The sequence below is a fragment of the Chitinophaga ginsengisegetis genome (genome assembly GCF_900168065.1).
Lineage (GTDB): Bacteria > Bacteroidota > Bacteroidia > Chitinophagales > Chitinophagaceae > Chitinophaga > Chitinophaga ginsengisegetis.
The window spans coordinates 337329-360764 of the sequence record NZ_FUZZ01000004.1; the positions used below are offsets into that span (position 1 = coordinate 337329).

A 23436-nucleotide genomic window follows, 5' to 3' on the forward strand; every position below is an offset into this window, starting at 1 on the left:
TAATATAAAAATGAAGAATATACTTAAATACCTGGTTGTTTCATGCTGTTTTTTTCTCCTGTCCTGCACAAAAGTAGTGGAAGTAGATTTAGAAACAGCAGAACCAAAATTGGTAATTGACGCATCGATTGACTGGATAAAGGGTACGACGGGCAATGAGCAGAAAATCATACTCTCCACCACAACGGGATATTACAGTCCGACATTCCCAACAGTTTCAGGAGCGGATATAGTTGTAACAAATTCAGCAAATACTGTTTTTAGTTTTACAGAAAATCCCGGTACGGGAGAATATATCTGCTCCAATTTCCATCCTGTTATCGGGGAAACTTATACATTAAAAGTAGTTTTAAATGGGGAGACTTATACCGCAACCGAAACTTGTATGGGTGTGCCGGATATTGAAAATAATATTGAACAGAATGATGAGGGTGGATTTGGAGGTGACGAAGTGGAAATCACCTACTACTACCAGGATAATGGCAGTGAGGAAAACTACTATCTGCACCGTATTCTATCACCTGTATCAAAGTTTCCGGATTATAAAGCACAAGATGATGAGAACAGTCAAGGCAAACTAATGCAGGAATATTTTTCTGACGAAGATCTGAAAGCAGGAGATCCGGTAAACATCCGGCTGTATGGAATATCCAGGAGATATTATGATTATTTCAGAAAGTTGTTAGCAGCATCCGGGTCTGGTAGCGGCCCGTTTCAAACAACACCGGGTTCGGTGAGAGGAAATATCGTTAACCAGACCCATTTCGAAAACTTTGCCTATGGATATTTCAGGTTATCGGAAGTGGACGTAAAGGATTATACGATCAAGTAATTAGTAAGGCGTGATCCCTATGGTACTAAACCTTTTGGTGTTTGATCTTAAAAGATTTTTATCTTTGTGAAAGATATCATGCCCACATAGGAATATAAGAAATATGCCCACTTACGTTTTTTTCAATGTTTCAGCATATGGTCATGTGAACCCAACGCTCCCCATCGTTGCCGAGCTAAGCAGACGTGGCCATAAGGTTTATTATTTTATCGGCGAATCCTTCGCCGGCGCCATACAAAAAGCTGGTGGCATCCCGGTCATATTACCGGGAACTTCACGAAGTCAGAATACAACGCCACCGGGGGACAAAGAGATTGCGCTTTTACCGTTTTTAATGGCGCGTGAATCGCCCCGTATAGTGCCGGAAATTGTGGCCAGGTTGAAAAGTATAAACCCTGACTGTATTATATTTAATACTATGCTGCTTTCGGCCAGGCTCGCAGCACGGATATTGCGACTACCCGCGATCGGCTTCCGCCCCTTTCATAGTCCCAGGCTACAGCAAAAGATTATTGAAAATTTTACTGACCCGGATTTCAAATTACTTGCACATGCTGCCAGTGAAGCGCTTGCAGCGGTTACAACATCCTACCAGCTCCCTGCTCTTACCCTTCAGGAGATATTTTCAGAAGTACCCGGGCTAACGTTGGTATTTCTACCAAAAACATTCCAGGTTGATGCAGCCCAATTCGATGAGCGTTTTCTGTTTGTAGGGCCCTCCTTTACAGCGCCACCATCAATCCCGTGGCCGGTAGCCCAAACCAGCAAGTCACCAGCAATCAGGATTTATATTTCACTGGGCACATTACGAAATAATGAACCGGATTTTTACCGCAAATGTTTCTCTGCTTTCTCAGCACCTGATTGGAGCGTAGTAATGTCGGTTGGAGATCAGATCGACTTACATACACTGGAACCCATTCCCGATAATTTTGTTGTAAAGCGCTCTGTTCCCCAAACCGCCCTACTCTCTCATGTGGATGTTTTTGTTACTCATGGCGGCTTGAACAGCACAATGGAAAGCCTGTATTATGGTGTACCTATGGTTGTTCTGCCATCTATAAAAGAACAGGTAACAACGGCAGAACGTGTACGGGATCTGCATCTGGGCCTTATTCTTGACCGTACAGATTTTACTGCCGAAGCACTTCGTGAAACGGTGACAACAGTATTCCAAAGCGAATCGATCAGGCATGCCGCGCGCGATATAAAGGACACCATACATAGCGCAGGGGGCTATTTGCGTGCTACTGATGCAATTGTTGCATTTCAGCAAAGAGCGCTTCCTTCAGCCTGATTATTATCTGCCATAGGATAAAATCTGTGGTTAATCCTACCCGCTGTAAATTATTTGACTTACTCAACCCATAGCAATGATGCATCATTTTAGAAATAACGCTCTATATATTCTCTTTATACTACTAACCCCCAAATGTTTAATTGCCCAAACCGACCCGGCATTTAAACCCGTATCGGCAGATATCATCAAACTCTCATCTAAAGTATTGGATGAAGACCGGAAAATTTATATTTATACGCCGCCTATAGATACCCTACTGCCCGGTAAGCGCTACCCCGTACTATACGTTCTTGACGGCGACAATCATTTTAGCCTGATGGCAGAATATTGCCGGTACCTTAGCCGTAGGGATGTAAATGTTATGCCCGAAATGATTATAGTGGGCATTCCTAATACAAACCGGACAAGGGACCTCACCCCAATCCACAGTATTATTGATTATGATGGAAAGCCAGACACCAGCTCAAACTCCAGGCTTAAATCTAGCGGCGGTGGTAATAATTTCTTACAGTTCATTGGTACTGAGCTGATACCTTATGTTGACGCGCACTACAAAACACAACCTTTTAAAATTTTTGCAGGACATTCATTCGGCGGTATCACCACGATCAATTGCCTGTTAACGCAGCCGGATATGTTTGGTGCTTACATAGCCATAAGCCCATCCTTTTGGTGGGATAAGGGATATTTACTTAGTCTCGCTGATGAAAAGCTAAAAAATGACCGGGTTGTAAATAAAATGATCTTTTACAGTGATGCGGACGAAGGAATGTCAGAACCGTCCTTCCATACCAACCTGTTAAAATTCGACTCTATAATAACCAAAAGAAAGATAGCGGGCTTAGACCATAAGTATGCTTACTATCCCGAAGACTCACATATGACGGAGCCCATAAAAGCCTATTATGACGCTTTGCGGTTTATTTTCAGGCAATGGGATCTGCCACAGACAGATCCGGAATTATTGAATGCCGCTGTTGTAAAGCAACATTATCAGCAACTGTCGCAACGGTATGGATATTCCGTTACGCCGCCGGAAGCAAATATGAACAACATGGCAATGTATTTAATAACCCAGTATGGAGCACTGGATAATGCAATAAGTTTACTGGAAATGAATACCCAAAACTACCCCGCATCAGCAACTGCCTTTAGCCAGTTGGGCGATGCATACCTGAAAAAAGGTGATCGTTCAAAGGCAGTTATTTGCTATAAAAAGGCGCTTGCATTAAATCCCGGCCTGCAAGATGTAAAAGCTAAACTGGCAAGGGCTTCAGAAAGCCAGTAAAATAATGCAGAGCGGTACCACTGTGGTATTATCGCAGAAACTGATCCAACCGAAGAAACCGATCTCTGGCAACCGTAAAGAGCGGTTTACATCGACTGCTGCTACAGAGCAGTTGTGACATTTTTGAGAGGTTAACAATTAACAGGGTATGAACATTTGTGTAACAAATTTGGTGATTATTAGCATTGTTCCATTTTTAAACATGCTTTTTTTGCTTCTTTAACCAAATTAAACCACGATATGAAAAAGCAAAACCCACTAACAAGAGTAACCAGGAAGGTTGCTTTTGGCGCTGCTGCATTCGTTGTACTTGCAGGCGCTATAATTTTAACAAGCTGTAAAAAAGAGGCAAAAACCCAGCCCGGGGTAGTTGGTATTGAGCGTCTTTCCAATGCTGAAGTCGCGGCTCAATTCTACCAATCGGGTACACATAACGGCTTCTTTTGGTCACTTTGGAAAAGTGATGGCGCTACCGGTACAGTTAATTACGCAAATGGCCCTGGCGGAAATTACAGCGTTAACTGGAATGGATTTAATGGCAATTTTACGTGCGGCAAAGGTTATTCTGTAGGTTCTACATCCTACAAAATAGGATATAATCTCGGTACTTATTCAAATTCCGGTGGTGGTACTTTCGGCTGGTACGGATGGACCAGAAATCCTTATTATGAGTATTATGTGAACGAAACATGGGGTGCAGTATCACCTCATACCGGCACCTATTTAGGAACATTTGAAAGCGATGGTGCAGGTTATAACGTGTGGACCCGTTGGGTGACAGGTAAAAATATCGATGGTGGTGATGGCTTCAGACAGATTTACAGCTCCAGAGTTACAAAAGTTACTACCGGACAAAATCGCGTCATTACTTTTGCCAACCACTATAACAAGTGGAGTAGTTTAGGCTATACTCTTGGCCAGTTAAATATTCCGGCTATTATGGTGGCAGAGACCTGGGGCACTAATACTAATGGCAATATTAACTGTACTATTTGGGCGCAATAAACACTGATTTAAATCCCCCCGCACTAAATACTGCCTTGCTTTCTGCAAGGCAGTATTTAGTGCGGATTATTAAACAAATTATTTATGATGAGATCAATATCTTATTTTCTTGCATTTTTCATTTTTGCTCTTTCTGCCTGCGATTCACCGGATCTTAAAAGCATTGAAGGAAATAAAAAATTACTAATCGGAAAATGGCATAGATTTTCAATAGCAAATGGATATAGCGAATTTGATATTGATTCGCAATACATAGTTTTTTATAATCAGAAAGTTGGCCGGTTCGGGCTTCCTTACAAAATAGAAAATGATTCCTTGAAATACCTTACAAATAATTACGCGGCCAAGATTACAGACTACGGTGACTCAGTACTTCTTGAAGGCAACGATAGTACTAAAGCTACCTTATATAGGTTCAAAGAACCGCATGTTCCTTTTAAAACAATCCCTGAAGCAAAAGATTCTTTGTTATTTGCATCATACATCGCAGGTTTCGATAAAAGATTAATCCGGGAATTTGAGAAAGCCGGGATAAAAATTTCTGATGGCACGGAAAAGACTGATTTATAATACTTTGACGTAAGAAATTTATTCAGATTATACAAATGAACTCTGGTATCATACAACTTTTTTATACCTTCACATTTAACCAGGAAACATGAAAAAACAAAAAGGGAAAGATGAGGGCTTACAGAATGATGAACTGGGAGTAAAGATTCGCTCAAACGACAATCCGTATCTTTCAGTTGATAGTCAAAAAAAATTGCTGCAACCTCGCAGGTTATCTTCTTATTTTATTGTATTAATTGAAAGCGGTTCAATTACATACAACTTAGACTTACAAGACTTTACGCTTACTGACGGACACTTGCTTTTTGCAATGCCCAATCAAATTTTTACGCCACCCGCTAAAACAGACGATCTTAAATATTTCAAGCTGCTGTTTGATGAAAGCACATTGGCATTGCTGCCACAACAATTCCCCTTTTTGGTCAATCCTTTAAACGCACCAACCATAGTTCTTGACGGTGCTGCAAAAGAAAGAGTAATAAAGGTTTTTGGCATTCTAAATCAGATACTTCACATAGATAAATATGAGACCGATACTGAAATAATATTAGCTTATCTGAACTCATTGCTATCAGAATTAAACAGCGCTTATTTCAAAAACAAAGCACCCCTCAATATCTTAAACACTAACCTTTCAAAGTTTATCGAGTTCAAATTAGTCGTGGAAACGTACCTTACAGAGCAACCTTCTATCAACACAATTGCAGAAAAATTAGCTTTATCTACAAACAGTTTATACCGGATTGTAAAAGAACATTCCGGAACATCGCCAAAAGACTACTTTATTAACCGTTTGATGGCGGAAGCTCAGAGAAAATTGCGTTATTCAAATATTTCTATCAAAGAATTGGCCTATGAACTGGGCTTTAATGACCCCGATTATTTTTCAAGGCTCTTCAAAAAAAGTACAGGAAAAAGTGCCAGTGATTTTTTGCCCAGGCAAGATTTGTCGGGGAAATAAATGGAAATGTCCATTTCCCCTATTTTTCAGCTCTCTACTTTTGCTTCATAAAATTCACACAAGAAATGAAATTTGCATTAGTAACAGGAGCTAACAAAAGTATTGGCCTCGAAGTTGCGCAGCAACTTGCTCAAAAAGGAATTTATGTTTACCTCGGCAGCCGTAATTTAGAAAATGGCGTTGAAGCCGTTGCTACGTTAAAAGCGAAGGGATTAAACAATGTAGAAGTTATTCAGCTTGACATTACAGATGACGGGTCAGTAATTAAAGCCCGTAAAGAAATAGGTAAAAAAACAAAAGTGTTGGACATACTTGTAAATAATGCAGGTATTTATGGTGGTTACCCACAAACGGCACTTGACTCAACTATTGACCAGTTTAAAGCAACTTATGATGCGAATGTTTACGGCGTGGTACGAGTTACACAGGCATTTATTGATTTATTAAAAGAGTCGTCAGAACCCCGTATTGTAAATGTAAGCTCAAGTCAGGGTTCAATTACCCTGCACAGCGACCCAACATATAAATATTACGACTACAAAGGCGCTGTATACCTTTCTTCCAAATCAGCCTTGAATATGTACACTGTTGTTTTGGCATACGAATTAAAAAATACCAACTTCAAAGTAAATGCCGTTTGCCCGGGATTTACAAAAACAGATTTCAATGGTCATCGTGGCCCCGGAACTGTTAAAGATGCCGGAAAACGGATAGTAAAATATGCCCTGATTGACAATGATGGACCAACAGGAAAATTTTTCAGTGAGGAAAATAATCCTGAAACAGGAGAAATACCCTGGTAACGAAGATTAAGCATTTTTATGGGCTTCAATGCGAATCCGCATTTTGACAGGCAAAAAAATAAACCAAAGCAACAAGGCCCGCGACTATCGCGGGCCTTGCAATCTTCCGGTGCTCCCTTTCTTCAACTTGGCTTTAAAATATCAGCTAATACCCGTTAATAAATTATGCTTTATCTAATAAGGAATAATTCCTTTTCTTAACCTTAAAACAACCTTCTGAACCTGTGGTGAAAAAAGAAGAATAGCGATGATGATGACCAAACCCACAAGCATAAAATCGTAATAATCCCGTGTAGCACGGGCTAATATTTGTTGTCCTGCCAGTTTATTAAAATACGCTCCTGAAACTCCTTTTGCGGTATAAATATCGCTGCCTGCATTTGTATATGTGTTTTGAATATCCAGTAAGGTAACAGACAATTGTGGGTTAGTTTCGGTTAATGTTTCCCGCACCTTCTCCCTAACTGCAGATTTGGAGAACAATTGAATTTCATTATTAAGAGCCAGACTGGCTGTAAAACCAGTGAACCTGGCAAATATTCCTACAAGTGACGCATTTAAGGCAATCTTTGGCGGTGCTGCGGAGCTGGTAAATGAAACAATGGGAACAAATAAAACTCCCGTTGCAACGCCATAGATAAACATAGGCAGTATGAAGCTAATTGTTTCTCCCTGTACAGAAACAAAAAGTATCATATAGGCATAATACAAAGCCATAAAACCAAAACCTGCTATGATAATCCTTATCAGGTTAAAATCCATCAAAACAAACCGGGAGGTAACAAACATACTCAGTATTGTCCCAACAATTACTGCGATCCATATCGGGATAGTACTGAGGGGATCCATGCCTAAAATAACTTCAAGATAACCATAAGCAAGTCCGGTGCTTCCTTTAAAGATGTAAAACGAAAAAAGCAGTAGCAGCCCGATGACAAAATTCTTAACCTTGAAAATCTGTAAGTTGATCAATGGCCGTTTAAGCTTCGATTCTCTAATAACAAACAGCATAAGGATGATTACATTGCCAAGGCTCAGAAGAACGATTAACGGACTATCCAACCAGCCCAATTGCCGTCCGTATATCAGGATGTATCCTAATATCAAAATAAAAGATACATAAAACAGGTACCCCACCCAATCCACCTGATAAAGTGGTATTTTCTTTGTAAATCTTGCTTTGCTGTTCATCGTCAGCAACACAACAAATGTCAGGGCAATGAGTATTATATTGAAACCATAAAACAGGCAATTGAAGTCATAAAAATGAAGTACTACACTGGAATAGATGGAGTAAAACGGAACGGAGATTTGTATACTTCCATAAAGGAGACTATAGGCAATCACCCGGGCACGTGTAGACTGTAACCGTGGAAAAGTGAGTTGCAGGACGATGCCTGACATCAATGCACAGGTAATACCCTGTACAAACTGGCAAATGACAAATAGTGTCCAATTTCTGGAATGAAAACAGATGACAGAACATATCGCATTCATGGCGAGTGCCATCATCAGATATTTCCTTGGCGCAAAATACTTTACAATGCGAAAGTCCAATGCCAAAAAAGCTACGGTTGAGCCATAGATAACTATCATGCCATATTGAACATCGGTAGGCTGTACGCCATAATAGCCCATTATCGCAACGGGACTGCTGTAAAAGCCGAAACTAAAGAGGCAAGTCATCAGGATGGCAAATATCACAGATCTTGCCATCCATTCGGATACCCATCCTTTGAAAACCGGAATTTTATGTGCTTGCATGATTAATCTTTTAAAACATAAACATTGGCATTCATTCCTGCCGAGAGCCTGGCTAATTTTTCAGGCGTATCGGTCAGCTTGATCCGGACGGGAATACGTTGGATAATTTTAACAAAATTACCGGTGGCGTTATCTGGCGGAAGCAACGAATAGCGGGAACCTGTGGTTGGAGAAAGGGATTCGATGACTCCGCTGAATTTTTCGTTTGAAAATGCATCTACTTCTATGGATACTGGTTGCCCTATCTTGAAATTACCAATCTGCGTTTCCTTGAAGTTCGCCATCACCCATTTGTTTTCGGTTTTGTTCACCAAAAACGCCAGGGTTTGCCCTGGCTGTATTAACTGCCCTTCCTGGATGGTCTTTTTACCAATCTGTCCGTTAAAAGGCGCAGTGATTACGGTATATTTAATGTCTAGTTCCTGCCGTTCGAGAAGCGCTTCCTTGATCTTTATTTCTGCCGCTATCGCATTACGCTGTGCTCTAAGATCATTTAGTTTGGATTCGGCTACCTGCAGGGAAGCTTTTACCTGATCATAATCAGATTGCGTGATAGCCAAAGACATACTGACATTCTCGTATTTTTGTTGCGTGGTAGATTCATCAGCCAATAGATTTTTATAACGGTCAAATTCTCTTTGCTGCTGGTTCAGTTTCGCTTTTGCCCCTGAGAGCTGTGCTTTTATTACTTCGATGCTTTTGATTTGTGTTTCTTCGTTAGCAGCCAAAACAGGTAATTTGGCATGCGAACTCATCAACTCTGCTGATGCCGCATTTCTTTTCAGTCCATATTCGTCAAGTTCAATAACCACAAGTGTATCTCCCTTCTGAACCTGCTGATTGTCTTTATAATAAATTTTGCTGATATAGCCCCCTACTTTTGCATTTACAGGTGATAAATACGCATCTACCTGGGCATCATTGGTTTGTTCATAGCGGTACCCTTTTAAAAAGTACAATGCGCCCCAAATGATAATTGCTGTAAATAAGGCGATGCCAAACCATTTGGTGAGGGTTACGATTATTTTATCTGTTCTGTTTTTGTTCATAATTTTTGTATTAAAGAATTCCTACGATTGCGAGTAACCGGATATGACTTACTTTTAAATTTGCTTGTGCAGTTGTCAGATTAAATTTTGCTTCCAGCAAAGCATTTTCCGCTTCCAAAAGATCGGTCAAAAGTGATTCCTGATTGAGATAACTGTTTCTGATAACCCGAACGGTTTCGGCAGTTTTAGTGATATTTTTTTCTGCGGTTGTTACGCTTTCCAAAGCCTGTTGCTGTTGTAAATAGGCTTCTTTTACCTGAATTGAAATTTCCTCCTTCTTAATGTTGGCTTTTTCTTTTGCCTGATTATTTACGACCTGGGCACGTGCAATAGAATGTTTGCTTTTGTATAAATTATCAATAGATAACTGCACCTTGATTCCTGTTTGCCCAAATGCCCATAAATCATTCGAGTAAGGATAAAATGAGATCTGCGGATACGTATAATTGTAATTGGAGTACAGGGAAGCTTTTGGTAACAACCCAGCTTTAATTTGCCTGATATTTATCTCACTCAATTTAATGTCGCTATTGACCATCTTATACTCCGGCGATTGGTGGAATGCAATAGCCAGGTAATCGGCGTAAGCAGCATCCTTAACGGTCTCCATTTCAGCACCGCCCCGATAGGTGATAGCTATCCGCGCTTCGTTATCACGCCCCATCAGGATGTTGAGACGTTGTGTGGTAACGTTGATTCTCTTTTCAATATCTGAAAGGCTTAATTCTAACTGTGACAGTTTCACCGAGGTTCTCAGCACATCACTATTCAGCACAATACCGTTTTTGTGTAAGCTCTCGATGAGTGATAGCTGCTTTTTCTCAGCAGCAATTTCTGCAGCAATAAAATCACGGAAGTTCAGATATTTATACAGATCGAAATAAGCAACGGCAACATTGTATTTTACGCTGTATTTTTGCAGATCGGCTTCGTAGTGCTTCCGTGTCTCTTCTTCCTGCTTCATCTTGATATTTCTTCTGTCTTTACCACCATTGAAGAGGTTAAAGTTGAAGTTATATCCGACTCCGTAACCATAGCCTTTTACAGGTACATCTTGCGGGGATGAGAATAATCCATTATCGTAAATGAGAAATTTTGAATTGAGTTTTACATCTCCACCTACTGAAAGGTCCGGTAGCAGACGGTCTTTGGCTTCAAGTACTTCTAAATTGCTTTGCTGAAGATTTAAATCCGATAGTTTTAGTTGGCGGTTATTTGTTTCGGCGGCCTTCCATACTTCTTCCAAACTCAATGCCGGGGTAGCTTCTGCATCCTGGGCATGGAGAGAGTGTGCGGATAGTAGCAGTATGGCTCCCAAAACTGGGTTTACCATCTTTTTTAATGCATCAAAGACAAATGTTAAATCCATTATGGGCGTGAAAGGATTAGCATTAGCAAGCCAGTAGATATTAAGTGCGTCAATTTCTTCTGCTGAATGGGATGCTGCATTATTACAAGGTTTGTCTTGTGCCACAAGCTCAACGCCTTTATCAGGGTTTATGATTTTCTGTTTCATTATGATTCTACTATTATTTCCGTAGCAAAATTACTCCAGCCAACAAACCATCATTTTATATAATTAGCCTAATATTTGTTATATTTGGCCACGTGAGTATTCTTAAGCAACTTATAAATAGCGTTGACCAGCATCCTGACTCTATCCTGGTGGTGCGGCAGCAAACCGAACAACGTTTGCCTTCACATCAACACGATAAAGCTCAGTTATTATTGGTTTTTGGAGGGATTGCCTATCTGCAAACAGGCGAAAAGGATTTCTATATTCCGTCCAATCATTATATCTGGATACCTGAAAATTATCCGCACAACCTGATGTTCAACACGCAGGATCTGTATATCATAAACATTTATTTTCCCGGAAAAAGTTCCGGCGAATTCTATAATGAATTGGGCATTTATCCCGTGAGTAAGCTCTTATCTGAAATGCTGTCTTTTAGCGGAAAATGGCACGGTGATTATTTCAAAGGATCGTGGGAGTTTGAGTTTTTAACAACACTGAGGAACGTGTTGTCCAAAGAAAACCTTAAAAAGTTTTCGATTCAACTTCCCACTACCGATGATCAGCGGCTCCAGGCTATTGTTGGTCAGCTACGAAGTCGGCTGAATGAAAACCTTGCTTTAGAAGACACGGCCAAACAATGGGGAATGAGCGTAAGAAGTTTGACAAGATTATTTCAGACAAAACTTCACATCACCTATATTCAGTATGTAAAAATGTTGCGGATTATCCGGGCTATGGAATTGATTAAAGACAGTGATCTGACTATGACCGAAATTGCCTATGAGATTGGATATTCCAATATATCTGCATTCAGCAATAATTTTCACCAATTGACGAATATGAGACCCACTGAATTTAAGACAATGTCGGGAGTGTAGAATAAATTGTAAGATAGCCTCGGGCCCATCAGGAAAATTTAGCGAGTACCTGGTCTCTGCGGCTCAATAAATTCCCCCTCACTTCAATTGCCTCGATACCAAAATCCTCTATCCAATCATGCAATAAATCATTAACCAGCCCCCTTAGTTTTGGCAGGTCTGCCTGATGGCCTGGTATCAGATCCGGTTTTTCTATTGGAACAAATACGAGAAGGTCGATCCCGGCAATGACAGTTTGAGCTGTTTCAAATAGCATCTGAATATTCAAACCCGGGTCGATAACATGCAGATAGGCTAAAATATCAATCACGCATCTGTCAAATATTACATTGTGTTCGCCTTTGGAAATCAGCCTGGCCGAATAATTAAACTGCTCAATAAAATCCTCAACAGTAGGAATTTCTGAGAATTCATATCCTGATGCTTCCAGTTGATAATATGGTTCTATTTCGAGTGTATACCCGGGGAGTTTCACCAGAAGTTCTTCCGCCAGGGTTGATTTGCCTACCCGGTGAGCACCAACTATTGCAATTCTCATAGATAATTCGATTTATTTAAAGCACTTTTACTCATTGGTCAAATTTATGCACTAATTCACTGATTTTAATAATTATCAATGCATACTTACAACATGAAGCTGATTAAACACCAAACTGATAACTTCCGGATTTCAACGGTAAACTGTATGGCCCTGCGTTTCCTTCTTTTGTGACCACCGGGAACAAAAGGCAAGCGGCAAAAGGGTTTAACAATATCTCAAATCCAGATTTGAGATACTATATTTTGCCTCACTCAATTTTTTAAACCGAAGTTTGCAACAAAAGTTTAATATGAAAAGAGTGAACTTACTACAGTTGCTATTCTTATTGTTTGCAATGCCTGTTTCAGCACAAATATTTGGAGGGAAAAACCATTCAGAAAAGCTCGATCAGCTAATTGCCGGCAATTACAATTCAATTGCCCCGGGGGTTGTCTTTTTAGTGGCTGAAAAAGGAAAAGTAATCTATGAAAAAGGTGTTGGTACCGCCAGTAAAGAGCTGAATGTTCCCATGCGCCCGGAAATGATCTTCCAAATAGGTTCCATAACCAAACAATATACGGCCGTAGCTGTACTACAATTAGTTGAACAGGGGAAAATCTCCTTGCAGGATAGTATATCGAAGTTTGTTGAAGACTTTCCCTATAAAGGACATACTATTACAGTCGAAAACCTGCTGACACACACTTCAGGCCTGGTTGACTATGAGGTTTTGGATTTTCACATCCCAAATGCAATACGCATCGACCTTTCACCGAAGCAACTCATTGACAGTATTGCCAAGTTGCCTTTGGGGTTTATACCAGGAACAAAATATAATTACAGCAACTCCAATTATTTATTATTAGGATATATTATTGAAAGAATAACAGGAAAGAAATATAGCCAATATTTACAGGAGAATATTTTCATGCCGGCCGGCCTGACCAACACTTATTATAACCAGCCGGGGCAGATTATTATGAATAGGGCATGCGGCTATACCAAAGATAGTACCGGCAACCGAAATGTTGGGTATATAAGCATGAATCAGGTTTTTAGCGCCGGTGCATTACTTTCAAATGCTTCTGACCTGTATAAGTGGCACCAGGCTTTGTATTCATATAAACTGCTAAAAAAAGAAACACTTGAAAAAGCATTTACACCATTTAAACTTTCAACCGGTGATTCTTCCGAATATGGGTATGGCTGGTTTATAAGGAATTTTCAGGGAAACAGGTCAATTGGTCATGGCGGAGCAATAGATGGCTTCAGAGCCAGTGAAATTTACTTTCCGGGAAAGGACATTTTTATAGCCGGATTATCTAATTCTGATGATGATGCTTTTTTCAGACTGTTTGAAAATGTTATCGTTCAGGTCATGGGAAAGTACTTAAAAACCTCCTATAAAGATTTAAAAATACCCGATGCCATTCTGGATAGCTACATTGGTAGCTATACGTTCATGGAAGATACAACCAATTATATCAATATTCACAGGGAAGGGAGCAGGTTATATGCGGATCTTTCGAATAAAAGCGGCACAAACATGCCCTTGCTTGCCCAGTCACAAACCATATTCTATTTACCTGTAATCAAAAGAATTCCAACAACTATAGAATTTATAGTAGAAGGTGAAAAAGTCAGGGGCCTTTATTGGATACAGGACAAAAAGCACGTAACGAAAAAAACAGAACAGTAAAACAAGTACTTTTTGATTCGCGTCAAAGTCCTTATCCTGACATCACTTAACCCTCGTCTGCGCAGCCCACCTGCGCACTCCACAAAAAAATATTTTTATTTATGTAGTCAACTACGTAGTTTTGTACCATAAATGAATACAAATGAGTACAACACCTGTTATACAACCAATTTACAATCAATATTGCCAGGAGATAATTGACATCATCCTGCCCATCCAGCAAAAGGAATTCAATGTGCCGGTTACACTCGAGGACCAGCCCGACCTGCACGATATTGAAACAAACTACCACCAGACCGGCGGCGGTTTCTGGGGAGGATTTGTAAACGGGGAACTGGCCGGTACTATCGCACTGATAAGCATCGGACACCAGGCGGGCGCCATCCGGAAAATGTTTGTGAAAAAGGAATTCCGCGGGAAGGAATATGGCATTGCACAACAACTGCTCGAAGAACTGATCGCCTATTGCAAATCAGTACAGATAACAGATCTGTACCTGGGCACGGTCGACAAACTCGCTGCCGCCCGCCGTTTCTATGAGCGCAACCACTTTAAAGAAATAAAAAAAACGGATTTACCGTCGTATTTTCCCCTGATGAATGCAGATAATGTATTTTATCACTTACACATTAATGATTGAGAAGCATGACAAATGTAATTGATGAATCAGGGATACTGGCTATTTCTACCAGGTTGCAGCGACTCAGTGATCAGCTGCGGAAAGATGGGCTGCAGATTTACAAGGCCAATGGGATCGACTTTGAACCAAAATGGTTCCCGGTTATCTATACCCTGCATCTGAAACCGGTACTCAGCGTAGTGGAAATAGCCATGGAAATCGGGTACTCCCACCCCTCTACTATCAGCCTGCTGAAAGAACTGGAAAAACAAAAGCTGATCCGCTCAAAGAAAGATAAAACAGACGAAAGGAAACGGCTTATCGTGCTCACGGAAAAAGGGAAAGCACTCATCACCGACATGCAACCCGTGTGGAATAAAATGGTGGTGGCTCTTACCGCGCTGACAGATACGAAAAATAACCTGATGAAAGCCATTGAGGAGGTAGAGCAACAAATGAAATCATTTAGTTTTTTTGACAGGGCGCAACAGCTGTAAATATTATGCCAGCAGGCCGTTCACCAGTGCCTTCCATTGCAGTTTTGATATACCAACGGCGCCGGTAGCGCCTACCACCGCATTCCGGATCCTGTCGCCCAGATCATTGGTTTGTGTATTTGGCACCTCATTACGTCCGTAAACAGTGGCAGTTATTTCCGCGTTGTTACGCACCAATACAAAGGAACTACTGGCTTCTTTGCGCAGAAAATGCGCAATACCCGCACTCTTCTGGATAGGATGCTCCGACGGCCGGGCCCTGATAAAAAACACTTCCTGGTGCTCATTCAGTACCACATGCTCCTTCTGCTCAATCTTTACCCAGTCGAACCCCTTCCCTGCATTGGTACCCGGCCCGGGAATATCAATCCGTATGTACATGCCCGTTTCCGCATCGCCGGCAGCCGGCTTCCCGGCCAGATCGGTTAACTGAAACCCCGACGACATACTTCCGCTGAGCGTAGCCCAGTTATTTACATCCAGCAGGCGCGCAACCGCCGTTTTAAAAAAATCCCGCGCCGCCGCTTCATGAACCAGTGTTTTTACCTCAGAAGTTGTAGTAGCCTCACCCGTATACTGCGCCGGAATAAATGGCGCCGCAATGTTATCTGCCATAACTTTAATATTTGCCGTAAAATAATAATGTAAGTATTTCGGTAAAAAACTTGTGCCAATTTTATATTACACTACCTTTGGGGTGTAAAAGTACGGACAATGCATTGCAAGCCTGATAATTCTATCGTTCAAAACGATGCGGCGGAGCGGCACCACTTCTGACCATATTTTACGCTTCATTAAAAGCACGAATCCCACAACTGTCAACACGCTGGTAATTGTAAACACCGCCATCGCCGTAGAGTAATCTATACGCATGGGGAAACAATTTGTTGATATTTAAAGATACGGAATATGAATAGTATATACTCCCTTTTAGTGAGCTCTTTTCTCTACCTGGCCTGTACCAACGCAAAGCCTAACCAAACCAACGGCAAAATCACCGGCCGGTGGCTGCCGGTAAAGTCCGTGATGAGTTGCGTTGAAGACGGCAAAAAAACCTTTGATAAAACAGATTCCAGTTTTAGTCCCAATGACGTAATGGTGTTTAAAGACAATGGCGTCCTGGAAGACGGCGGCCAGCGATATGAAGCCTATACCATCGATCTCCAAACGAAACAACTCACCCTCCAGGAAGGCGGCGGCTACGGCATCACCTTTAAAATCCGGACTATGAACCCGGAAGAACTGGTCATCTTCCGGGAAGATGAGGAAATCTTTAAAAATAAAAAACGGCAGATGAAACTCGAAATCTACTTTCGCCGCATCTGATCATTTCAGCACCGGCAAAATAATGCCGGAAGGATGCGCTTCATCATGATAAATACGGATGGTTTCCTTTACAAAGTCTTTTTCTGTTGCTTCGTAAATATTGATAAACTGCTGTGGATTGCGGTCAGCTAAAGGAAACCAGCTGCTTTGCACCTGGATCATCAGCCGGTGGCCTTTCTGAAAGGTATGCGCTACATCAGGCAATTGGAACTTTACCTGCGTTACCTTGCCCGGTGTAAATGGCGCCGGCTTCTCAAAACTCTCCCGGAACCGCCCGCGGAATATATCTCCCCGGACCAGCATCTGGTAGCCGCCCAGCGGATAAGGCCCCCCGGCATCACGGGTTTTATTCGGCGGTGGTGTGTCCTCATAGCGGAAATCGTCAGGGAACACGTCTATCACTTTTACCACAAAATCCGCATCACTACCGGTGACGCTTACACGAAGATCTACGGTTACGGGGCCACCAATAGTCAAACTTTCCGTGAGCGTATCCGTTTCAAAAGTCAGCACATCCGCACGGCGCGAAGCAAAACGCTGATCATCGGTCATATAATCCCTGGTGCGGATGTAATGTACATCCTCCGTATACGGCACGGGATGCGCCGGATCACTCACATACTCACTGAAGCCGGTACTGCTCTTTTTCCACGATAGCCGCCCATTGCCCTGTAAAAAAATCTCCTGCTCCGTTGCCACCGGCGGCCACTTGTCAAATTGATGCCACTTGTTTTCCCCGCTGAAAAAGATATTCGCTTCTGCGAGGTCCTGCAAATTTCCTTTTCCTTTGAGATAATAATTAAAGAAGGGTACTTCTATATGCTCCTGGTACCATGTTGCGGTGTTACTCCCAAACTGTACATGGCCCAGGTGCGTACCATCGTTGCCGGCCCACTGCCCATGATACCACGGCCCCATCACCAGTTTATTGAAATGGGCGGCCGGGTTCTGTTGCTCTATGGCCTTGTATAAATTCCACGCGCCATAACAATCTTCTGCATCAAACAAGCCACCTACTACCAGCACCGCGGGTTTTATCTGCGCCACATAATTCCGCGGGTCACGCTCCTTCCACCAACTGTCGTATTGAGGGTGTGCAATCAGTTCTTTCCAGAAAGCAAGACTATCGCCGGTTAGCCGGGTAAAATTTTTGATAGTACCTATCTTCAGAAAAGTGCTGTAATTATCGGCACAGGGCAGCTTCAACGCCTGCACCGGCGCTACACACACGGGCGCGGGATGCGGATAACCAAATCCTTTTGTATAAAAGCCAAAGCAATCCATCAGGAAAAAAGCGCCGTTGTGATGGAAGTCGTCGCCGTGGAACCAGTCGGTCACGGGCGCCTGCGGACTCACCGCCTTCAATGCAGGATGCCCGCTCAAAGTGGCCATTGTGGTATAAAAGCCCGGGTACGAAATACCAAAGGCGCCCACCTTGCCATTGTTTCCCGGTACATTTTCCAGCAGCCAGTCGATGGTATCATACGTGTCGCTGGCTTCATCAACCTCCGCTCCCTTCTTCCCCGGGATAAAAGGACGGATATCTTTAAACTGTCCTTCACTCATCCAGCGGCCACGTACATCCTGTATCACGATGATATAATGCTCCTGCACATAGCTGTTCCAGTAAGTATTCCAGAGATTAGGACTAAACTGCTGCGGCCCATAAGGCGCAGCAGAATAAGGCGTGCGCGTTATCAAAACAGGATGTTGCTCACTGCTGTCTTTTGGTATATAGATGGCTGTAAAAAGATGTACGCCATCACGCATACGGATCTGCCGCTCTTCTTTATAATAATGCTCTTTTACCCATACGGAGTCCCCGGCATGCTGAGCCCCGGCCGGGAGCATGGCTAATGCTCCCAGCAACATAAAAACAAATCGCTTCATCCTGCTCTCTTTTTAGTTCAAACCATCTACCGTCAAGGATTCTGAGGGAAATTGGCTGGATCGTTATGAATATCTATCTCGCTTTGTGGTATAGGAAATAATAGTCTTGCCGGTGTAAGCGCCGGCGTAGTAAGATTATACTCGTTCTTCAGGTGTGCCTGCATAATGGCCAGTCCTTTTGAATAACGCACCAGGTCAAACCAGCGGTTATTTTCAAAAGCCAGCTCCACTCTTCTCTCTGCAAAAACGGCATCGCGGAAACTGGCCTGGTTGGGCAGTTCAGCGGGTGTTTTATCGGCCAGTCCGGCGCGGCGCCGTACCTGGTTGAGGAAGCCAAAGGCGGTGTTGGCGCCGGTGGCAGCGCTGTATGCCTGTTCATTTAATGCCTCTGCCTGGAGCAGCAATATATCCGCATATCTTAATACCGGGAAACTGCTACCGCCATCGCCGGTTGCGCCGGGAGGATCTAAATATTTCTTTACGTAATTGCCGGGCTGCGTGGTGGTGGCATTCTTGTACGAAACGGTATCCAGTGAGGCGATCAGCCGCTTATCGCCGGCTTCATAAGCTGAAACGATATCATGCGTAGGCCGGTTGTTGTTAGAACCTCCATAGGCGACACCGTTATAATAAAAAGAAAACGGCACCATGTCGGTGAAGTAATAATTTCCTTCCGAAGGATTTAATCCTTTTTTAAAACGGATGGTAAACAACACTTCTGCATTAAGACCGGCAGCGGGGTTATACAGCGCGGCATAATCTGCCAGCAGCGTATATCCGTTCACGTTTTTCAGCACAGTGGCAGCATCGTTCCACTTCTTCTCTGTTACATATACTTTTCCCAGCAGGCCATTGGCACTACCGGCGGTTACTCTTCCATAGTCGTTCACGTTAGTATACACCGCAGGAAGCAGGGTGGCGGCGGATTGCAGGTCCTTCTCTATCTGCGCATATACTTCTGTTACTTCATTCCGTTTATCGTTCAGCGACTCAGTGGTTGTTTCCACTCTTGTTACCAGCGGCACTTTACCATACAAACGCACCAGGTCGAAATACACAAAGGCCCGCAGGAACAGGGCTTCGCCCCTGAATTGTTTTTTGGAAGAATCCGGGATAGCGGCGGCATCAATCTGGTCCAGTACTGCGTTGGCGCGGGATATAGTAAGATAGGCGCCTGCATATACATCGGTGAGAAAGGGATTGGTAGTGGTTTCGGTGAACAGGTCGATCTGTGAAGCCACACCGCCCAATGCGCCACGGTCGAGGATATCCGTATTATCGCTTCTTACTTCCATCAGGTAGTAAGCCGATTTTCCATAGCTGCGGGTATTCTGCAATCCATCATAGATAGCGTTCACCCCCTGCTGGAAATCGCTGGTGGTTTTAAAGAAGGTAGCCGTTGTTTGATTGGATACCGGCGGGAGATTGATAAAGTTTTTGCTGCAGGAAGTTATAACCGTTACCAGCGACAAGCCTGCTATTGCTTTTGTGATATTTAATTGCATAAGTTCCTGTTTTTAAAATGAAAGATTAATACCTGCGGTGAATGTTCTGGGCAACGGATAGGTACCGTAGTCCTCCCCTTGCGACAACGGCGCATCGGGCCGGGCATTCACTTCCGGGTTATAACCGGTGTAGTCGGTCCAGGTATAAATGTTTTGCCCCGACAGGTACACGCGCAGGCCCTGGATCTTATTATTAAACAGTCGCTGATTGAAAGTATAGCCAATCGTTAAATTACGTAAACGCACATACGAACCATCTTCCACAAAGAAGGAACTGGGCTGCGTACTGTTGCCGGTAGTAACCCTGTTAGGACGCATGGAGTTGCCATCACCGGGATCTGCAGGCGATTTCCAGTAACCCGTTTCTTCGATCATCTGGTTGGCATTTCCTTCACTGTTGTACAGGAAGCGGCGCTGCAGGTTCATCACCTTATTACCGTTTGATGCCTGCAGTGATACCGTGAGATCAAAGCCTTTGTAGCGGAATTCGTTGGTGAGGCCCCATATAAATTTGGGGAAGTAGCTGCCGATATCTGTTCTGTCCGATGCATCAATTTTCTTGTCGTTTGTTACATCAATGAACCTGCGATCGCCGGGTTTGGTGCTTGCATAATGCGGATAGGCGTCTATTTCCGCCTGGTTTTTGAAAACGCCGCCATTTACATAACCATAATAGCTGCCTATGGGCGCGCCCACTTTGGTGATGTATAACTGTGAGATGGTACCATTACCACCGTCGGAAATGATAGGGGCATTATTGGCGCCGAGTTGCAGCACTTCATTTTTATTGGCGGCAATATTAAAGCTGGTATTCCAGGTAAACGGACCGGTGAAGTTGCGGGTAGTTAGTCCGAACTCCACGCCGGAGTTGCGTACTTTACCAATGTTCTTCAACGCCTTGCCAAAGCCGGAACTCAGCGGTACCGGCACTTCCAGCAACAGGTTGGAAGTAGTGGCGCGGTAGTAATCGGCGCTCAGGTAAATCCTGTTGGCAAACAAACCAATATCCAGACCGGCGTTGAGCTGTACTGTTTTTTCCCAGGTAAGATCGGGATTGGCGGGTTGTGCCAGTCCTACGCCATTTACGGCAGTACCGCTTCCGTTGCCCAACACATAACCGTTGGAGGCCAGCAGGTCGTACGCTGCATAGTTGGCAATCTGGAAGTTACCGGAAGTACCATAGCTCACCCTGGCTTTCAGTTCAGAGATGGCTTTTATATTAAAGAAAGATTCGTTGCTGATCAGCCAGCCGCCTGATACCGCGGGGAAGTAGCCCCACTTGTTGTTGGCGCCGAAACGGGAAGATCCGTCGCTGCGGATGCTGGCCGACACAAAGTATTTATCATCGTAGTTATAGTTGATCCTTCCAAGATAGGAAAGCAACGACCACTGCGATTCCGTGGAAGTACCGCTGGTAATGGTGGCAGCATTTAACGTTTGTACGGCATCGTTAGGAAAGCCGGTGCCATAGGTTTCGTTGGCTTTAGTGGTATTCTTTTGTGACGTATATCCCGCCAGCACATCAAACCGGTGCTTGTTATTGATATTGAACTGGTAGTTCAAAGTGTTCTCCCAGAGCCAGTTTACAGACAATGCTGTTTGTGCCGATCCTTTCGGGATAGTAGGCGCCGCCTGTTGAATGGGCCGGTAACTCCCCAGTGTGGAAGGCCGGAAATAGTTCCGGCTGAAGTGATTGATATCTGTACCAAAGAAGGTTTTAAACTTCAGTCCTTTAATGATTTCATATTCCGCCCAGGCGCTGCCGAGGTTGCGCACGTGATCCAGTTTATCTTTGATCTTCGTGGCCAGTGCTACGGGGTTTTCACCACCGGAATAGCCATAGGCCCACACATTCTGCCGGTTGGTAACCAGCGATCCGTCGGGGTTATACACGGGGAATACCGGCGATGCTTTCAATGCGTTGCTGAGGATCCCGTCAAAAGTCCAGGGGCCTTCGCTGTTGATGAGATCATAGTGATCAAAGGTTGGATTAACGGTAACGCCTATCTTTAAACGGGAAGTAAGTTCCGCATTGAGATTGGCCCGCAGTCCGTATCTTTTATAGCCGGAGCCAAGTATGATCCCCTGCTGATCGAGGTAGTTGCCGGAAATGTAGTACTGGAATTTATCGTTGCCACCGGAGGCCGACAGCGTATGGTTCTGGATAGGCGCTGTTCTGAACAGGGCATCCTGCCAGTCGGTGTTGGTGAGGCCCGCATCTCCCGCCAGGTAAGGCAATATTTCCGGTGCAATCTGGTAATTGGAACTGCCTCTTGTAGCGTTATCATCGGTAATGCTGCCGGAAGGTTTGAAATCCAGGTAGGCATTGTTCTTGGCATCGAAGCTGAACTTTGCCCACTGATAAGCATCCATCAGCTTTATTTTTTTACTCACCTGCTGAAAGCCGGCGTACATGTTATATCCAAAGGAAGGCGGGCCGGTGGTTTTCCCTTTTTTGGTGGTGATGAGTACTACGCCGTTGGAAGCGCGGGAGCCGTAAATAGCAGCAGAGGAAGCATCTTTGAGAATGTCTATAGAAGCAATATCATCACTGTTTAAGGTGCTGAGCGGGTCGGGGGATTTCTGGAAAGATGCCTGCCCGGTGATGTTTACCATATCCGTAGCCCCCTGTAAGTTCTTCAGGTCGTTCGACAAGGGAATCCCATCGATCACATATAGCGGATCAATACCCGCGGAGATAGAGTTCAGTCCGCGGATACGTACGCTGATACTGCCTCCCGGCGCACCGGTATTCTGCAATACCTGTACCCCGGCTACTTTACCGGCAATGGCCTGTTCAAAGCTGGTTACCGGCTGATCCTTCAGATCGGCCGCGCGCACAGAGGCCACGGCGCCCGTTATTTCGCGGCGGCGCTGTACGCCATATCCTACTACCACCACCTGGTTAAGCGAGGAACTGGATTCTTTCAGGATAACCGCCACCGGCTGATTCTCCCGCAACGTAATACTACCCAACTGCGTAGGTTCGTAACCGATAGAGGTAAACCGGAAACTATAAGGGGCTCCAACTACCAGGTCAGGGAAACGGAAAGTACCGCCGGCATTGGTTTGTGTAGATACCGTTGCTCCCGAAGATTCATTTTTAGCGGTTACGGATACCCCCGGCAGCCCTTCGTGCTTTTCATTTTGCACGGTACCGGTAACGCCTGTACGCTTTTCCTGCGCAAGCAGGTATAAAGGAGTTAATAGCGCGAGCAGCAATAGTGCGCTCCTCCATTTTTCTTTTAAAGAACGAATGTAAAAAGAGTCCATAGGTGAATTTTGAGGCCCCGTGCAGGTTGTTGCCATGCCTGCAGCAGTACGGGCGTCTTTTCAGATGCCGGTTAATATACCAGGGCCGGTTTTATAAAACAGCTTACTACTAGTGGGCTGATGATGCGATATTAGATT

20 protein-coding genes are annotated in these 23436 nt (G+C 43.6%); 12 read left to right on the plus strand and 8 right to left on the minus strand.

Annotation, left to right across the window (positions count from 1 at the left end; genetic code table 11):
* Positions 1-10 precede the first annotated feature (10 nt).
* The 7 genes from B5Z18_RS24065 (at position 11) to B5Z18_RS24095 (ending at position 6759) form a co-directional block, all read left to right on the plus strand.
* The gene (locus B5Z18_RS24065; RefSeq protein ID WP_079472076.1) at positions 11-832 is read left to right on the plus strand and encodes a DUF4249 domain-containing protein; all 822 of its coding nucleotides are present in this window, start codon (positions 11-13) and stop codon (positions 830-832) included.
* A gap of 103 nt (positions 833-935) precedes the next feature.
* Positions 936-2129 carry a macrolide family glycosyltransferase gene (locus B5Z18_RS24070; protein WP_079472077.1) on the plus strand — a complete coding sequence of 398 codons (1194 nt, stop codon included), beginning with the start codon at positions 936-938 and terminating at the stop codon, positions 2127-2129.
* 76 nt (positions 2130-2205) lie between these two features.
* Positions 2206-3420 carry an alpha/beta hydrolase-fold protein gene (locus B5Z18_RS24075; protein WP_079472078.1) on the plus strand — a complete coding sequence of 405 codons (1215 nt, stop codon included), beginning with the start codon at positions 2206-2208 and terminating at the stop codon, positions 3418-3420.
* A gap of 240 nt (positions 3421-3660) precedes the next feature.
* Positions 3661-4425 (plus strand): glycoside hydrolase family 11 protein, encoded by a 765-nt coding sequence (locus B5Z18_RS24080; protein WP_079472079.1) that lies wholly within the window; start codon positions 3661-3663, stop codon positions 4423-4425.
* A gap of 84 nt (positions 4426-4509) precedes the next feature.
* Entirely contained in the window at positions 4510-4995 is a 486-nt protein-coding gene (locus B5Z18_RS24085; protein ID WP_079472080.1) for a hypothetical protein, read from the plus strand.
* An 88-nt stretch (positions 4996-5083) separates the two neighbouring features.
* Positions 5084-5956: a helix-turn-helix domain-containing protein gene (locus B5Z18_RS24090; RefSeq protein ID WP_079472081.1), complete on the plus strand. Its 873-nt coding sequence runs from the start codon at positions 5084-5086 to the stop codon at positions 5954-5956.
* Between the two features lie 65 nt (positions 5957-6021).
* A complete protein-coding gene (locus tag B5Z18_RS24095; protein ID WP_079472082.1) occupies positions 6022-6759 on the plus strand; it encodes an SDR family oxidoreductase in 738 nt (245 codons plus the stop codon).
* A gap of 174 nt (positions 6760-6933) precedes the next feature.
* On the opposite strand, the gene B5Z18_RS24100 is transcribed toward B5Z18_RS24095, so the two are convergent.
* Genes B5Z18_RS24100 through B5Z18_RS24110 form a run of 3 tightly spaced genes read right to left on the minus strand, consistent with a single transcriptional unit; the run spans position 6934 to position 11088 of the window.
* On the minus strand, positions 6934-8523 hold the full coding sequence (locus B5Z18_RS24100; RefSeq protein WP_079472083.1) for an MFS transporter: 1590 nt from the start codon (positions 8521-8523) through the stop codon (positions 6934-6936).
* Between the two features lie 2 nt (positions 8524-8525).
* Positions 8526-9572, minus strand: coding sequence for an HlyD family secretion protein (locus B5Z18_RS24105; protein ID WP_079472084.1), 1047 nt, complete (start codon positions 9570-9572; stop codon positions 8526-8528).
* A gap of 10 nt (positions 9573-9582) precedes the next feature.
* Entirely contained in the window at positions 9583-11088 is a 1506-nt protein-coding gene (locus B5Z18_RS24110) for a TolC family protein (protein ID WP_200817333.1), read from the minus strand.
* Positions 11089-11180: 92 nt separating this feature from the next.
* On the opposite strand from B5Z18_RS24110, the gene B5Z18_RS24115 reads away from it, so the two are divergent.
* A complete protein-coding gene (locus tag B5Z18_RS24115) occupies positions 11181-11969 on the plus strand; it encodes an AraC family transcriptional regulator (RefSeq protein WP_079472085.1) in 789 nt (262 codons plus the stop codon).
* 28 nt (positions 11970-11997) lie between these two features.
* Here the strand turns inward: B5Z18_RS24115 and B5Z18_RS24120 are convergent, their stop codons facing one another.
* Positions 11998-12507, minus strand: a complete 510-nt coding sequence (locus B5Z18_RS24120; protein ID WP_079472086.1) for an AAA family ATPase — start codon at positions 12505-12507, stop codon at positions 11998-12000.
* A 292-nt stretch (positions 12508-12799) separates the two neighbouring features.
* Between B5Z18_RS24120 and B5Z18_RS24125 the strand changes: the two genes are divergently transcribed.
* From B5Z18_RS24125 to B5Z18_RS24135, 3 genes are all read left to right on the plus strand, one after another.
* Positions 12800-14188: a serine hydrolase gene (locus B5Z18_RS24125; RefSeq protein ID WP_079472087.1), complete on the plus strand. Its 1389-nt coding sequence runs from the start codon at positions 12800-12802 to the stop codon at positions 14186-14188.
* A 142-nt stretch (positions 14189-14330) separates the two neighbouring features.
* A complete protein-coding gene (locus B5Z18_RS24130; RefSeq protein WP_079472088.1) occupies positions 14331-14828 on the plus strand; it encodes a GNAT family N-acetyltransferase in 498 nt (165 codons plus the stop codon).
* A gap of 5 nt (positions 14829-14833) precedes the next feature.
* On the plus strand, positions 14834-15304 hold the full coding sequence (locus tag B5Z18_RS24135) for a MarR family winged helix-turn-helix transcriptional regulator (protein WP_079472089.1): 471 nt from the start codon (positions 14834-14836) through the stop codon (positions 15302-15304).
* A gap of 3 nt (positions 15305-15307) precedes the next feature.
* On the opposite strand, the gene B5Z18_RS24140 is transcribed toward B5Z18_RS24135, so the two are convergent.
* The gene (locus B5Z18_RS24140; protein WP_079472090.1) at positions 15308-15919 is read right to left on the minus strand and encodes a hypothetical protein; all 612 of its coding nucleotides are present in this window, start codon (positions 15917-15919) and stop codon (positions 15308-15310) included.
* A gap of 294 nt (positions 15920-16213) precedes the next feature.
* Here B5Z18_RS24140 and B5Z18_RS24145 point away from each other — a divergent pair, with 294 nt between their 5' ends.
* A complete protein-coding gene (locus B5Z18_RS24145) occupies positions 16214-16630 on the plus strand; it encodes a hypothetical protein (protein ID WP_079472091.1) in 417 nt (138 codons plus the stop codon).
* Here B5Z18_RS24145 and B5Z18_RS24150 read toward each other — a convergent pair whose 3' ends face one another.
* Genes B5Z18_RS24150 through B5Z18_RS24160 form a run of 3 tightly spaced genes read right to left on the minus strand, consistent with a single transcriptional unit; the run spans position 16631 to position 23298 of the window.
* On the minus strand, positions 16631-18520 hold the full coding sequence (locus B5Z18_RS24150) for a CocE/NonD family hydrolase (protein ID WP_079472092.1): 1890 nt from the start codon (positions 18518-18520) through the stop codon (positions 16631-16633).
* Positions 18521-18552: 32 nt separating this feature from the next.
* The gene (locus tag B5Z18_RS24155) at positions 18553-20025 is read right to left on the minus strand and encodes a RagB/SusD family nutrient uptake outer membrane protein (RefSeq protein WP_079472093.1); all 1473 of its coding nucleotides are present in this window, start codon (positions 20023-20025) and stop codon (positions 18553-18555) included.
* A 12-nt stretch (positions 20026-20037) separates the two neighbouring features.
* Positions 20038-23298: a SusC/RagA family TonB-linked outer membrane protein gene (locus B5Z18_RS24160; RefSeq protein WP_079472094.1), complete on the minus strand. Its 3261-nt coding sequence runs from the start codon at positions 23296-23298 to the stop codon at positions 20038-20040.
* Positions 23299-23436 lie beyond the last annotated feature (138 nt).

Excerpts from the sequence above, each read along its gene's own strand:
- B5Z18_RS24160 (WP_079472094.1), bottom strand. The coding sequence starts at position 23,298 with ATGGACTCTTTTTACATTCGTTCTTTAAAAGAAAAATGGAGGAGCGCA.
- B5Z18_RS24135 (WP_079472089.1), top strand. The coding sequence starts at position 14,834 with ATGACAAATGTAATTGATGAATCAGGGATACTGGCTATTTCTACCAGG.
- B5Z18_RS24095 (WP_079472082.1), top strand. The coding sequence starts at position 6,022 with ATGAAATTTGCATTAGTAACAGGAGCTAACAAAAGTATTGGCCTCGAA.
- B5Z18_RS24125 (WP_079472087.1), top strand. The coding sequence starts at position 12,800 with ATGAAAAGAGTGAACTTACTACAGTTGCTATTCTTATTGTTTGCAATG.
- B5Z18_RS24105 (WP_079472084.1), bottom strand. The coding sequence starts at position 9,572 with ATGAACAAAAACAGAACAGATAAAATAATCGTAACCCTCACCAAATGG.
- B5Z18_RS24100 (WP_079472083.1), bottom strand. The coding sequence starts at position 8,523 with ATGCAAGCACATAAAATTCCGGTTTTCAAAGGATGGGTATCCGAATGG.
- B5Z18_RS24150 (WP_079472092.1), bottom strand. The coding sequence starts at position 18,520 with ATGAAGCGATTTGTTTTTATGTTGCTGGGAGCATTAGCCATGCTCCCG.
- B5Z18_RS24130 (WP_079472088.1), top strand. The coding sequence starts at position 14,331 with ATGAGTACAACACCTGTTATACAACCAATTTACAATCAATATTGCCAG.
- B5Z18_RS24145 (WP_079472091.1), top strand. The coding sequence starts at position 16,214 with ATGAATAGTATATACTCCCTTTTAGTGAGCTCTTTTCTCTACCTGGCC.
- B5Z18_RS24075 (WP_079472078.1), top strand. The coding sequence starts at position 2,206 with ATGATGCATCATTTTAGAAATAACGCTCTATATATTCTCTTTATACTA.
- B5Z18_RS24120 (WP_079472086.1), bottom strand. The coding sequence starts at position 12,507 with ATGAGAATTGCAATAGTTGGTGCTCACCGGGTAGGCAAATCAACCCTG.
- B5Z18_RS24070 (WP_079472077.1), top strand. The coding sequence starts at position 936 with ATGCCCACTTACGTTTTTTTCAATGTTTCAGCATATGGTCATGTGAAC.
- B5Z18_RS24110 (WP_200817333.1), bottom strand. The coding sequence starts at position 11,088 with ATGAAACAGAAAATCATAAACCCTGATAAAGGCGTTGAGCTTGTGGCA.
- B5Z18_RS24085 (WP_079472080.1), top strand. The coding sequence starts at position 4,510 with ATGATGAGATCAATATCTTATTTTCTTGCATTTTTCATTTTTGCTCTT.
- B5Z18_RS24090 (WP_079472081.1), top strand. The coding sequence starts at position 5,084 with ATGAAAAAACAAAAAGGGAAAGATGAGGGCTTACAGAATGATGAACTG.
- B5Z18_RS24065 (WP_079472076.1), top strand. The coding sequence starts at position 11 with ATGAAGAATATACTTAAATACCTGGTTGTTTCATGCTGTTTTTTTCTC.
- B5Z18_RS24080 (WP_079472079.1), top strand. The coding sequence starts at position 3,661 with ATGAAAAAGCAAAACCCACTAACAAGAGTAACCAGGAAGGTTGCTTTT.
- B5Z18_RS24155 (WP_079472093.1), bottom strand. The coding sequence starts at position 20,025 with ATGCAATTAAATATCACAAAAGCAATAGCAGGCTTGTCGCTGGTAACG.
- B5Z18_RS24140 (WP_079472090.1), bottom strand. The coding sequence starts at position 15,919 with ATGGCAGATAACATTGCGGCGCCATTTATTCCGGCGCAGTATACGGGT.